This window comes from Actinomycetospora aurantiaca, assembly GCF_037401875.1.
Lineage (GTDB): Bacteria > Actinomycetota > Actinomycetes > Mycobacteriales > Pseudonocardiaceae > Actinomycetospora > Actinomycetospora aurantiaca.
This window is the reverse complement of the sequence record NZ_JBBEGN010000004.1, coordinates 38,761-50,833: the sequence shown is the minus strand read 5'-3', so window position 1 is coordinate 50,833 and position 12,073 is coordinate 38,761. Positions and strand designations below refer to the sequence as shown.

Sequence of the window (12,073 nt, the reverse complement as noted above, 5' to 3'; positions counted from 1 at the left end):
CTGGAGGTCCCGTGCCGACCACCTCGGCCGCGCCCGCGATCGGGCGCCGTTCCTTCCTCCGCTGGTCCGGCCTGGCGGCGGGCGCGGTCGGGGGAGGGGCCCTGCTGGCCGCGTGCGGCGGCGGATCGGATCCGGGCGCGGCGCCGGCGGCACCCGGCTCGAACGCGTACGGCCGGGAGGCGATCCAGCTCTCGTGGATCAAGAACACCGAGTTCGCCGGGGAGTACATGGCCGACGCGCGCGGCTACTACCGCGAGGCCGGGTTCGAGGGGATCGACCTGCTCGCCGGGGGCTCGGCCTCGACGGGGGTGGAGGCGAACCTGGTGTCCGGCAACTGCTGGGCCGGGTTGTCCGCGCCGGCCCTGACCGCGCCGGCGATCCTGCAGGGCGCCCCGCTGAAGATCGTCGGCGCGACCTACCAGAAGAACCCGTTCTGCATCGTCTCCGGCGCGGCGAACCCGATCCCGGAGCCCCGGGCGATGATCGGGAAGCGCATCGGCGTCCAGGACTCGAACGACCAGGTGTGGAACGGGCTGCTGCGGGCCAACGGCATCGACGCGGCCCAGATCACCCGAGTCCCGGTCCAGTTCGACGCCGCCCCGCTGACCACCGGCGAGATCGACGGCTACCTCGCCTACATCACCAACGAGCCGAACTCGCTGGCCCGCCGCGGCTTCGCGAACACCACGTTCCTCTTCGCCGACCACGGGCTCCCCCTCGTGGCGGAGACGGTGACGGTGCTCCAGGAGACGATCGACACCGAGCGGGCCAAGCTCAAGGCGTTCCTGCGCGCGGAGGTGCGCGGGTGGAACGACGCCGTGCGCGAGATCCCGGAGGTCGCCCGGCTGACGGTCGAGGTGTACGGCCGCGACCTCGGGCTCGACGTGCCCGGCCAGATCAAGGAGGCCACCGACCAGAACGCCCTGGTGATCTCCCCCGACACCCGCGCGAACGGGCTGTTCACGATGACCGACACCCTCGTCGAGGAGAACCTGCGGGCGCTCTCCCTGGCCGGGACGACCGTCACGCGCGAGCAGCTCTTCGACCTCTCGCTGCTGAGCGAGGTCTACGCCGAGGATCCGTCGCTGCGCGTGGCCCTGCCGTGAGTGACGTCCGCCCGGGCATCGAGATCGCCGGGCTGACCAAGGAGTTCGGGCGGGGCCGCCGCGTGACCCGCGCCCTGGACGACGTCGACCTGCGGACCGACGACGGCTCGTTCGTGTCGCTGATCGGCCCGTCGGGCTGCGGGAAGTCGACGGTGCTGCGGGTGCTCGCGGGGCTGGAGGAGCCCGGCGCGGGGACGGTCGCGGTCACCGGCCGGACGCCCGCGCAGCTCCGGACGTCGGGTGAGCTGGGGGTCGCCTTCCAGGACCCGGCGCTGCTGCCGTGGCGGTCGGTGGAGTCGAACATCCGGCTGCCCCTGCAGGTCTCCGGGCGGGAGGCGAACGAGGAGCTGGTGCGCGAGCTCGTCGCGCTGGTCGGCCTCGAGGGGTTCGAGAAGGCCAAGCCCGCGCAGCTCTCCGGCGGCATGCGCCAGCGGGTGTCGATCGCGCGGGCGCTCGTCCTGGAGCCGACGGTGCTGCTGCTCGACGAGCCGTTCGGCGCCCTCGACGACATGACCCGCCAGCGGCTGAACCTCGAGCTGCAGCGCATCTGGACCGCCCGGCGCGCCACCACCCTCATGGTCACCCACGGCATCGCCGAGGCGGTGTTCCTGTCCGACGAGGTCGCCGTCATGAGCCCGCGGCCGGGACGCATCGTCGAGGTGGTCCCGATCGACCTGCCGCGCCCGCGGCAGCCGGAGATGATGCGCACCCCGGAATTCCACGCCCTGCACGACCGGCTCTCCGAGCTCATCTTCGGCCGTGTCCAGGCCGAGGTGCCGGGATGAGCGGCCGGCGGCCCGCGTGGGTGGGCGGCCTGGTCGGCGGGCTCGCGGTGATCGCCGTCTGGTGGGTGGCGGCTTTGGTGTTCTTCCCGCCGCCCGCGGGGGCGCCCCCGGGCGGGAGCGGCGCCGTGCCCACCCCGCCGCAGATGCTCGCCGCGATGGTCGCCGACGGTGCGGGCTTCTACCTCCCGAACGTCGCCGCCACCGCCTCGACCGCGCTGTCCGGGTTCCTGTGGGGCAACGGCCTCGCGATCCTGCTGGCGCTGCTCGTGGTGGCCCTGCCGTGGCTCGAGACGCTCGTCCTGAACATCGCCGTGATCAGCTACTGCCTGCCGGTCGTGGCGGTGGGACCGATCCTGGCGGTCGTGTTCGGCGGGCGGACCCCGTCGATCGCGCTCGCCGCGATCTTCTGCTTCTTCACCACCACCGTCGGCACCCTGCTCGGACTGCGCTCCGCCGACCGCGCGGCCCTGGACGTGGTGACGGTCTTCGGCGGCGGGCGCCTGGAGCGGATCCGCCGCGTGCAGATCGTCTCGGCGGCGCCCGCGGTGCTCGCCGCGCTGAAGATCGCTGCTCCCTCCGCCGTGCTCGGCGCGATCATCGGGGAGTACCTCGGGGGGCTCGACACCGGGCTGGGCGTGGCGATGACCCTTGCGCAGCAGCAGCTCGACGCCCCGCGCACGTGGGGGATCGCGGTGGTGTGCGGGCTCGTCGCCGGCGTCGGGTACCTCGCGCTCGGGCTCGTCGAGCGGGTCGCGACCCCCTGGTCGGCCGGCCGGGAGGTCGGTCCGTGAGCGCCCCGACCGTCGACCCGGGCACCGCCGGACCCACCCCGCCCGCGTCCGGCGGCGGGTTCGGGCGCGAGGCGCTGGCCGCGATCGCCCGCCGGCTCGTCCCGGTCGGGGTGTCGCTCGTGGTCATCCTCGTGCTCTGGACGCTCTTCCTGCAGGTGTTCGGCGTCCGCGCCCTCATCGGGAAGACCCCGTGGGACGTGGCCGAGTGGCTGTTCGGGCTCCCCGCCTCGGCGGCGAACCGGGCACAGGTGCTCGGCGACCTCGGGGTGACGTTCGTCGACGCGGGCATCGGGTACGTGGCGGGCCTGGCCGCGGCCGGTATCGCGGCCTCGGTGTTCGTCGTGTCGCGCTCGGTGGAGCAGGCCCTGATGCCGGTCGCGACCCTGCTGCGCTCGGTGCCGCTGGTCGCGATGACGCCGCTGATCGTGCTCGCCTTCGGCCGAGGGCTGACCGCGACCGGCGTCATCGGCGGGATCGTGGTCTTCTTCCCCGCCCTGGTGACGATGGTCTTCGGGCTGCGCTCCGCGTCGCCCTGGGCCATGGAGCTGGTCACCGTGTACGGCGGCGGACGGCTCACGCGGCTGCGCCGCGTGATGCTGCCCTCGGCGGTCCCCGCCGTCTTCGCGGCTGCGCGCGTCGGGGTGCCGGCGGCCATGGTGGGTGCACTCATGGCCGAGTGGCTCGCCACCGGCCGCGGCAGCGGGACGCGCATGATCACCGCCGTGGCGGGCTTCCGCTACATCGAGATGTGGGCGGCGGTCGTCGTGGTGACCGCCGCGTGCGTCGCGCTCTACGCCCTGATCGGGATCGTGGAGTCGCTCGTGGTGGCCCGGATGGGCCTCGCGGGCGGCGACGAACGCTCCTGAGGGCCCGCGAGGCCCGGGGCGGTCGGACCCGTCAGGCGGCCTCGACCTTCGGCAGGATGTCGTTCTTGATCCGCTTGAGGTCGTCGAGGGTCTTCGACACCGGGACGTCGACGAACGGCGGCCAGATCAGCGGCATCGTCAGGCCGGCGTCCTTGTACGCCTTGAGCCGGTCGGTGACCTGCTTCTCGGTGCCCACCAGCAGGTTCGACGCCACGCCGCCCGCGGTGCTCTGGTCGGTCTCCTCCTCGGTGATGACCGTCCAGATCATGCTGCAGATCTCGAGGTCCTTCGACCGCTTCGGGCTGCCGATCTCCTCGAACTGCTCGTCGATCGCGGTGAGCCACTTCGCGAGGCCCTCCGGCGAGTCCTGGATGCCGATCCAGCCGTCGAGGTCGTACTTCGTGATGCGCCGGGCGGAGCGCAGCGGGTCCTTGAGGCCGCTCATGAAGATCGGCGGGCGCGGCTGCTGCAGCGGCTTGGCGCCGAACCCGCAGCGGTCGAAGTCGGCGAACTCGCCGTGGTACTCGAACAGTTCGTTGCCCCAGACGCCCTGGAGGACCTCGATGGTCTCGCGGACGTGCTTGTGCCGCTTCGGGAAGATGTCCGACGCGCTCGCGGCGGCGAACTCCTCGGGCATCCAGCCGGCGCCCAGGCCCACGTTGAGGCGCCCTCCGGAGAGGTGGTCGATGGTGGCCAGCTCCGCGGCGAGGACGCCCGGCGCGCGGAAGGGGGTGTCGATGATGCTCTGCCCGATGCGGACCTTGGACGTGCGCGCCGCCAGCCACGGCAGCAGCGGGTAGCCCTGGAACCACTGGCCGCGCGACTGCACGGGCAGGGCGTGCGGCAGGTTGTCCATCATCCCGAACGTGTGCTGGAGCTCCTCGCGGTCCGAGGCCTCCGGGACCACGATGCGGTCCAGCGTCCACACCGAGTCGAAGTCGAGCTCCTCGGCGAGGTCCGTCAGGTCCTCGAGCTCCTTGATCGTGACCTCGGTGCGGAAGTTCGGCAGGTACAGCGCGAGCTTCATGACGATGTCCCCTCTGCTGTGAGTGGTCCACTTCACACTAGCGACGACGGCGCGCGAACGGACCCCTCCGTCCCGCGGGCGGTGCGGCCGTGGCCGCGGCGGGCGTACGTTCGGGTGGTGGGTGATCACAGGGACGCGGCCGGGCTCCCGGCCGTCGACGAGGTCGTCACGCTGCTGCGCGCCCGGGGTGACGCGCTGGAGTCGCTGCTCGAGCGTGCCGGCCGCCGTCGCGACGAGCACCTCGCCCACGAGGGCCGCCCGGGCACGGTGACCTACAGCCCCAAGGTCTTCGTCCCGCTCACCCGCCTGTGCCGCGACCGCTGCCACTACTGCACGTTCGCGACGGTGCCCGGGCGCGTCCCCGCGGCCTACCTCGAGCTCGACGAGGTCCTCGACATCGCCCGCGCGGGCGCCGACCAGGGCTGCACCGAGGTGCTGTTCACCCTCGGCGACCGGCCGGAGGCGCGCTGGCGGGCCGCGGACGCGTGGCTCTCCGCCCGCGGGTACGCCTCCACCATCGACTACGTCCGCACCGCCGCGCAGGCGGTGCTCGACGGGACCGGGCTGCTGCCGCACCTCAACCCCGGCGTCATGACCCCCGACGAGCTCGCCGTGCTCCGGCCGGTCGCGCCGTCGATGGGGATGATGCTGGAGTCGACGTCGACGCTGCTCGTCGAGCCCGGCGGCGCGCACTTCGGGTCCCCGGACAAGGACCCCGCGGTGCGGCTGGCGGCGATCGCCGACGCCGGGCGGGCGCGCGTGCCGTTCACCACCGGCATCCTCGTCGGCATCGGGGAGTCGCTGCGCGACCGGGCCGAGTCCCTGCTCGCCCTCGCGCGACTCGCGCAGGAGTACGGGCACGTCCAGGAGGTCATCGTCCAGAACTTCCGCGCGAAGCCGGACACCGCGATGCGCGGTGAGCCGGACGCGGAGTTCGACGAGTTCGTCGCGGCGGTCGCGGTCGCGCGGCTGCTGATGCCGCTCGGGGTGACGGTGCAGGCCCCGCCGAACCTGGCGGGGGAGCTCGGCGACGCGGACGACGCGACCGCCGACCAGACCCTGCTGCTGCGGGCCGGCATCGACGACTGGGGCGGCGTCTCGCCCGTCACGCCCGACCACGTCAACCCCGAGCGCCCCTGGCCCGGGCTCGACGCCCTCGCCGCCGTCACGGACGCGTCCGGCTTCACGCTCCGCCCGCGGCTCACCGTCTACCCGCGCTACCAGCGCGAACCGGGGTGGATCGACCCCGCCGTCGCACCCGCCGTCGGGAAGCTGGCCGATGCGGACGGTCTGGTGGCCCCCCGGTGACACCGTGGCTCCGGGCGGCCCGGGACGACCCCGCGGGGCTTCCCGACGACGGGTACGTGGCGCTGCTGGGTGCCGACGGCGAGGAGCTCGACGAGCTCTGCGCCCTCGCCGACGACGTCCGGCGCCGGGCCGTCGGCGACGACCTCACCGTCGTCGTCAACCGCAACCTCGACCCGGGCCTCGTCGCGACCCCGGAGCACCTGGACGCGCTGGTCGACGAGGCCTGGGAGCTCGGCGCGACCGAGGTGTGCCTGCAGGGCCCGCTCCCGGAGGACGCCGGACCGGACGCGGCCGTGGAGCTGGTCGCGCGCGTCGCCGGACGCCGCCCGCTGCACGTCCACGCCTTCCGCCCCGCCGAGGTCGAGGCGGCGGCGGCCCGCCGGGGGACGTCGGTGGAGGACTTCCTGACGGCGGCCCGCGCGGCCGGCCTCGGCTCGGTGCCGGGCACGGCCGCCCGCATCCTCGACGACGACGTCCGCGCGGCGCTGACCGGCGGCACGGACATCCCCGCCGCCCGCTGGGTCGAGCTGGTCCGCACCGCGCACCGCGTCGGGCTCCGGTCGACCGCGACGATCGTCTACGGGCACGTCGAGACCGCGTCGCAGCAGGTCGCCCACCTGCGGGCCCTCGCCCGGCTCCAGGACGAGACCGGCGGCTTCACCGAGGTCATCGCGATGCCGCTGGTCGCCGTGCCGCCCGGGGTGGCGGCCCGGGGCGCGTCGGTCCGCGAGACGCGCGCGCTGCACGCCGTCGTGCGCCTGCTGTTCCACGGCCGCATCGACCACGTGCAGGCGGCGTGGCCGAAGCTCGACCACCCGACCGTGCTCGCGGTGCTGCGCGGCGGCGCGGACGACCTCGGCGGCCTGCTGCTCGACGGGGCGCTGGACCCGGACGCCGGCCCGGAGGCCGGGCGGTCCCTCACCGTCGACGACGTCCACGCCGTCGCCGCCGAGCTCGGCCGCGGGGTCCGGCAGCGCACGACGCTCTACGGCGAGGTGGACCCGGAGCGGGTGACGGTGGCATGAGCGCGACCACGGACGTCGCGATCGTCGGGGCCGGGTTCGCGGGCCTCGGTCTGGCGATCCGGCTGCGCCGGCAGGGCGTCGACGACTTCGTGCTGCTGGAGCGGGCCGACGACGTGGGCGGGACGTGGCGCGACAACCGCTACCCCGGGGTCGCGTGCGACGTGCCGTCGCACCTGTACTCGTTCTCGTTTCGCCCGGCGCCGGACTGGTCGCGGGTCTACGCGCCGGGCGCGGAGATCCAGCACTACCTGCGCACCGCGGTCGACGAGGAGGGCGTCACCGGGCACCTGCGGCTCGGCACCGAGATGCGCAGCGCCCGGTGGACGGGGGAGCACTGGGAGATCGACACCGGTCGCGGGACGTGGCGGGCCCGCGTCCTGGTGCTCGCCGCCGGCCGGCTGACCGAGCCGCGCATCCCGGACGTCCCCGGCCTCGACGACTTCGCCGGCCCGGTCCTGCACACCGCCCGCTGGGACCCCGGGTTCGACCCGGCGGGCCTGCGGGTCGGCGTCGTCGGCACCGGGGCCTCGGCCGCGCAGGTGATCCCGCGGCTGGCCGGCCGGGCCCGGCGGCTCGTCGTCCTCCAGCGCACGCCCGCGTGGGTGCTGCCGCGGGGCGACCGGGCCTACACCGCGGCCGAGCGCTCCCGCTTCACCCGCGACCCGGCGGCCGCCCGGCGGCTGCGGGAGGACATCTTCGACGACGCCGAGCAGGCGGTCGCCGCCCGCCGCCGCGTCCGGCCCGCGATCGACGAGCTGCGGGACCGGGCCCAGCGGCACCTGCACGCCCAGGTCGGCGACGCCGGGCTGCGGGCCCGGCTCTCGCCCGGCTACGAGATCGGGTGCAAGCGCATCGTCCTGTCCGACGAGCTCTACCCGGCGCTCGACCGCGACGACGTCACGCTGGAGGACACCGCCCTCACGGGGCTGGAGCCGGGCGCCGCGGTCGCCGCGTCCGGCCGCCGGCACGCGCTCGACGCGCTGGTGCTGGCCACCGGCTTCCACACCACCCGCCAGCCCTACGCCGAGCGCGTGCACGGGCGTCGGGGCAGCCTCGCCCGGCACTGGTCGGACGGGATGAGCGCGTACGCCTCGACCGCGGTGCACGGGTTCCCGAACATGTTCGTCCTCGACGGCCCGAACGCGAGCCTGGGCCACAACTCCGCGGTCTACATGATCGAGACCCAGATCGACTACGTGCTCGGTGCGCTGGCCCACCTGCGGGCGACGGGCGCCCCGCTCGAGGTGTCCGCGGCCGCCGAGCGGGCGTACGTGCGCGACGTCGACGACGCCGCCCGCGACACCGTCTGGCTCCGCGGTGGGTGCCGCAGCTGGTACCTCGACGAGGCCAGCGGCCGCCTGACGCTGCTGTGGCCGGGCTCCGCGCGCTCGTTCCGGGAGCGCAACGCGCGGTTCGACCCGGCCCCCTATCTCGGTGCCGCCCAGGTCGCCCCCGCGTGACCGGGGCCTCCGCCGGGTAGGTCAGTGCCGAATCCGGTCGGGGAGACGAGGGCGGGCATGAGCACCACCATGTACGGCACGGCGGAGCCGGCCGAGAAGACGAAGTTCGAGCAGATCCGCGAGAAGTACCCGTGGCTCGACCACGTGGTGCGCGCGGGCACGCGCTACACCGAGAAGCACGGGGACCACTACGCCGCGGCGATCACGTACTTCTCGATCCTGGCGCTGGTCCCGCTGCTCATGATCGCGTTCGCGGCCGCGGCGTTCGTGCTGGCCAACAACCAGCAGCTGCTCGACCAGATCTCGGTGAGCATCACCCAGGCCGCGCCGCCCGGGCTCGGTGACCTCCTGAACCAGGTCATCCAGCAGGCGATCCAGCAGCGCAACGCGGTCGGCCTCGTCGGCCTGCTCGGTGCGCTCTACTCCGGGCTCGGCTGGATGGGCAACCTGCGCGAGGCACTCTCCGAGCAGTGGGACCAGCGCGGCGACCCGCCGACCGTGGTCAAGCGCTACGCCGGCGACCTGCTGGCCATGATCGGGCTCGGGGTGGCGCTGGCGCTGTCGTTCGCCATCACCGCCGTCGCCAACGGCGCGGGCCGGATCGTCGCGGAGTTCCTCGGGCTGGCCGGGCAGACGTGGGTGCAGGTGGTGCTGAGCCTGATCGGCATCGTCATCACCCTGGCCGCGAACTGGCTGGTCTTCCTCTGGGTGATCGCCCGCCTGCCGCGCGAGCCCGTGACGCTGCGGTCCGCGGGGCGGGCGGCGATCCTCGCGTCGATCGGCTTCGTGATCCTGCAGCAGATCATGACCATCTACATCGCGAGCGTCACCAACTCCCCGGCCGGGGCGGCGTTCGGACCGATCATCGGTCTGCTGGTGTTCGCGAACTTCGTCTCCCGCTTCATCCTGTTCGTCACCGCCTGGGCGGCGACGCTCAAGGAGAACGAGCGCGAGGAGATCCCGGAGCCGGCCCCGGTGATCGTCCGGCCCGCCATCAGCGTCGGCCGCGCCCCCGGCGCCCGGACGACGGCGGGTCTGCTCGGCGCCGGCGCGGTGCTCGGCATGGTCGGCGGACTGCTCGGGATCAACGGGATGCGTCGACGGCGCTGAGCTCTCGCCCTCATACCGGACGAACGGGTCGTTCGTCACCGAAGAAGGTGACGAACGGCCCGTTCGTCCCGTTTCCGGGTCGGTCCTTTACGGCCGCGTCAGGACCGGCGCCGCAGGCGGGCGAGCAGCACGACGAGGCCGAGGGCGACGACGACGCCGATCGCGAGCCACGTCCCCCAGCTCGTGTCGCCGGTGGCCGGGGAGTCCGGGGTGTCGGCGGCGGACGCGGGGGAGGGGTCGCCGGTCTGCGCCGCCGACCCGGTGTCGGGCGCCCGCTCGGTGAGCCGGCCGACGGAGGCGTCGCGCGGGAGGGCGTAGCCGTAGTCGAGCAGGGCCACCCCCTGCTCGACCATCGGCACCGGCCGCTGCTCGCCGTGCATGAGCACGACGACGAGCCGGCGACCGCCGCGGTCCTGGGCGCCGATGTAGGTGTGGCGGGCGTCGTCGGTGAACCCGGTCTTGCCGCCCAGCGCGCCCGGGTAGCGGAAGATCCTGTTGTCGTTGTCGACCGCGAACGGCGGCGTCGGCCCGAACCCCGGGAACTGGATCTGCCGCGTGCCCACCGCCTGCGCGAACGGCGCCTCCCGCATCCCGAGCCGGAAGATGCTGGCGAGGTCGTAGGCGCTCGAGCTCTGTCCCGGGCCGTCCAGGCCCGACGGCGTCGCGGCGCGGGTGTCGAGGGCGCCGATCCCGGCCGCGGTGCGGTTCATCAGGTCCACGGTCGCGGGCACCGAGCCGGTGAGCCGCACGGCGAGGGCGTGCGCGGCGTCGTTGCCCGAGGCCATGAGCATGGCGTCGAAGACCTGCCGGACCGTGTACTGCCCGCCGGGCCCCATCCCGACGCGGGTGCCCTCCTGGTTCGCGTCGTCCTGGGTCCCGACCAGCACCTCGTCCAGCGGCAGTCGCTGCGCGGCGAGCAGGCCGGTGAGCGTCTTGAGCAGGGACGCGGGCCGCAGCCGGGCATGCGGGACCTTCGCCGCCAGCACCGCGCCGGTGTCGAGGTCGGCGACGACGTAGGACTGCACCCCGACCTCTGGCGGCGCGGGCGCGCCCGCGGGGACGACGGTGCCGCAGGTGCCCATCTGCTCGCCCCCGACCGGCTCGGGCGGGACCGGCAGCGGCGCCGGGGCGGAGCCGCCCGCCCGGGGCGCCTCCGACTCGTCGACCGGTGGGGCCGGCTGGTTCACCTGCGGGCACTCGGCCTGGGCGGGAACCGCCGACGCCGTCGGGGCGGCGCCGAGCAGGACGAGCAGGGCGACGACGAGCGCGGCCGTGCCGTTCCTGAGGCGGTGGGGCATCGTGCACCGACCCTAGCCGGACGACGACGGCCCGTCCCCGGGAGCCGGGGACGGGCCGAGAGTCGGGAACGGGAGGGATCAGCCCTCGTCGTCCTCCGGGGCGTGCTCGCCGTTGAGCGAGATGTCGCGGCCGGAGGTCAGCGCGGGCTTGCGGTTGCTGCGCCGGGCCGCCGGGCGGGGCGCCGGACCCTGCTGCTGCCCGCCGGACCCGAGGATGATCTCGGCGAACGTCGAGAGGGCCTCGTCGAGCTGACCGGCCTGGCGACGCTCGGACTCCTCGTTCGAGCGGTTGACCAGCGCGACCACGGCCTCGTGGTCGGGGCGGTTGACCAGGGTGCCGTCGAGCTTGTCCAGCGACGCCTCGAGGGACGACGCGAGCGAGGACACCCGGTCGCGGAGGTTCGTCTCCACGCCGTCGACGCGCGCGGTGAGGCCCGTCAGGGACTTCCCGACCTCGTCCGCCGTGCCCGCGAGCTTGCCCTCGACGCCGTCGATCCGGGTGCCGACGGTGGACTCGACGGTGTCGACCCGGCCCGCGAGCGAGGTCTCGACCCCCTCGACCCGGGTCCCGAGGCCGTCCAGCCGGCCGGCGAGCTCCTCGAGACGGGTGGTCAGCTCGCGGGACGTCGTCCCGGCCTGGGTGCGGGCCTCCTCGGCGTCGCCGTGCGCGGCCTGGCGGGAGGAGGCGATCTCCTCGGAGAGCGCGCGCGAGGTCTCCGACAGGGCGCGGGAGGTCTCCTCGACCTGCCCGCGCAGCGACGACTCGACCGCCTCCAGCCGCTCGCGCACCGGCCCGGTGACCGCGGCGGGCATGCCGTCGAGACGCATCTCGTGGCGGTCGAGACGGTTGTCGAGGTCGTCGAGGCGCTTGTGCAGCCCGCCGATCCGGTCCTCGAGGCCGTCCATCCGGCCGGCGACGCCCTCGAAGCGGCCGGTGACGCCGTCGAGCCGGCCGTCGAGCTGCGCGAACGGCGTCGCGAGCTTGTCGGCGACGCGGTCGACGATCCCCTCGACCAGGCGGGCCAGCGACGAGATCGCCGACTCCTGCGCGTCGAGCTTCGCGACGGTCTCGTCGAGGCGCTCGGCGAGCACGCTCATCTCGGTGCGGTCGGGCACCTCCGCGAGGCGCTTGCGGATCGCACCGAGGGCGTCCAGCGCCGCGAGCCGACCGTGGATCTCGTCGAGCGAGTCGAAGATCTGCTGCTGCTCGGAGTCCCTGACCTCGGCGGCCCGGACGAGCATGCTGCGCATCCGATCGAAGGACATGGTCTGGTTGGTGTCGATCACAGGAGCCACT

10 protein-coding genes and 1 pseudogene are annotated in these 12,073 nt (G+C 74.3%); 8 read left to right on the top strand and 3 right to left on the bottom strand.

Annotated elements, in window-relative coordinates; translation table 11 throughout:
- Positions 1 to 11: 11 nt before the first annotated feature.
- From WCD74_RS10665 to WCD74_RS10650, 4 genes are read left to right on the top strand one after another with little or no spacing between them, the layout of a single operon-like run.
- Complete coding sequence (locus WCD74_RS10665; RefSeq protein WP_337694842.1) at positions 12 to 1,106, top strand: ABC transporter substrate-binding protein; 1,095 nt, start codon at positions 12 to 14, stop codon at positions 1,104 to 1,106.
- Positions 1,103 to 1,891 carry an ABC transporter ATP-binding protein gene (locus tag WCD74_RS10660; RefSeq protein WP_337694841.1) on the top strand — a complete coding sequence of 263 codons (789 nt, stop codon included), beginning with the start codon at positions 1,103 to 1,105 and terminating at the stop codon, positions 1,889 to 1,891. Before WCD74_RS10665 ends, WCD74_RS10660 begins: the two co-directional genes overlap by 4 nt.
- Entirely contained in the window at positions 1,888 to 2,682 is a 795-nt protein-coding gene (locus WCD74_RS10655; protein ID WP_337694840.1) for an ABC transporter permease, read from the top strand. Before WCD74_RS10660 ends, WCD74_RS10655 begins: the two co-directional genes overlap by 4 nt.
- Complete coding sequence (locus WCD74_RS10650; RefSeq protein WP_337694839.1) at positions 2,679 to 3,548, top strand: ABC transporter permease; 870 nt, start codon at positions 2,679 to 2,681, stop codon at positions 3,546 to 3,548. The genes WCD74_RS10655 and WCD74_RS10650 overlap by 4 nt, the downstream gene beginning before the upstream one ends.
- A 31-nt stretch (positions 3,549 to 3,579) precedes the next feature.
- On the opposite strand, the gene WCD74_RS10645 is transcribed toward WCD74_RS10650, so the two are convergent.
- Positions 3,580 to 4,575: an LLM class flavin-dependent oxidoreductase gene (locus tag WCD74_RS10645; RefSeq protein WP_337694838.1), complete on the bottom strand. Its 996-nt coding sequence runs from the start codon at positions 4,573 to 4,575 to the stop codon at positions 3,580 to 3,582.
- Between the two features lie 114 nt (positions 4,576 to 4,689).
- On the opposite strand from WCD74_RS10645, the pseudogene cofG reads away from it, so the two are divergent.
- The 4 genes and pseudogenes from cofG to yhjD all read left to right on the top strand — a co-directional run.
- A pseudogene (gene cofG, locus WCD74_RS10640) lies at positions 4,690 to 5,856 on the top strand (7,8-didemethyl-8-hydroxy-5-deazariboflavin synthase CofG); the annotation flags it as partial.
- 23 nt (positions 5,857 to 5,879) lie between these two features.
- Positions 5,880 to 6,908, top strand: a complete 1,029-nt coding sequence (locus tag WCD74_RS10635) for an FO synthase (RefSeq protein ID WP_337694836.1) — start codon at positions 5,880 to 5,882, stop codon at positions 6,906 to 6,908.
- On the top strand, positions 6,905 to 8,368 hold the full coding sequence (locus WCD74_RS10630) for a flavin-containing monooxygenase (protein ID WP_337694835.1): 1,464 nt from the start codon (positions 6,905 to 6,907) through the stop codon (positions 8,366 to 8,368). Before WCD74_RS10635 ends, WCD74_RS10630 begins: the two co-directional genes overlap by 4 nt.
- Positions 8,369 to 8,425: 57 nt before the next feature.
- Positions 8,426 to 9,478 (top strand): inner membrane protein YhjD, encoded by a 1,053-nt coding sequence (gene yhjD / locus WCD74_RS10625; protein WP_337694834.1) that lies wholly within the window; start codon positions 8,426 to 8,428, stop codon positions 9,476 to 9,478.
- 98 nt (positions 9,479 to 9,576) lie between these two features.
- On the opposite strand, the gene WCD74_RS10620 is transcribed toward yhjD, so the two are convergent.
- Positions 9,577 to 10,776 carry a D-alanyl-D-alanine carboxypeptidase family protein gene (locus tag WCD74_RS10620; RefSeq protein ID WP_337694833.1) on the bottom strand — a complete coding sequence of 400 codons (1,200 nt, stop codon included), beginning with the start codon at positions 10,774 to 10,776 and terminating at the stop codon, positions 9,577 to 9,579.
- A gap of 78 nt (positions 10,777 to 10,854) precedes the next feature.
- On the bottom strand, positions 10,855 to 12,042 hold the full coding sequence (locus WCD74_RS10615; protein ID WP_337694832.1) for a PA containing protein: 1,188 nt from the start codon (positions 12,040 to 12,042) through the stop codon (positions 10,855 to 10,857).
- Positions 12,043 to 12,073 lie beyond the last annotated feature (31 nt).

What these genes read in the sequence shown, in the direction of transcription:
- WCD74_RS10620 (WP_337694833.1), bottom strand. Translation starts at nt 10,776, where the DNA reads ATGCCCCACCGCCTCAGGAACGGCACGGCCGCGCTCGTCGTCGCCCTG.
- WCD74_RS10630 (WP_337694835.1), top strand. Translation starts at nt 6,905, where the DNA reads ATGAGCGCGACCACGGACGTCGCGATCGTCGGGGCCGGGTTCGCGGGC.
- yhjD (WP_337694834.1), top strand. Translation starts at nt 8,426, where the DNA reads ATGAGCACCACCATGTACGGCACGGCGGAGCCGGCCGAGAAGACGAAG.
- WCD74_RS10615 (WP_337694832.1), bottom strand. Translation starts at nt 12,042, where the DNA reads ATGTCCTTCGATCGGATGCGCAGCATGCTCGTCCGGGCCGCCGAGGTC.
- WCD74_RS10655 (WP_337694840.1), top strand. Translation starts at nt 1,888, where the DNA reads ATGAGCGGCCGGCGGCCCGCGTGGGTGGGCGGCCTGGTCGGCGGGCTC.
- WCD74_RS10645 (WP_337694838.1), bottom strand. Translation starts at nt 4,575, where the DNA reads ATGAAGCTCGCGCTGTACCTGCCGAACTTCCGCACCGAGGTCACGATC.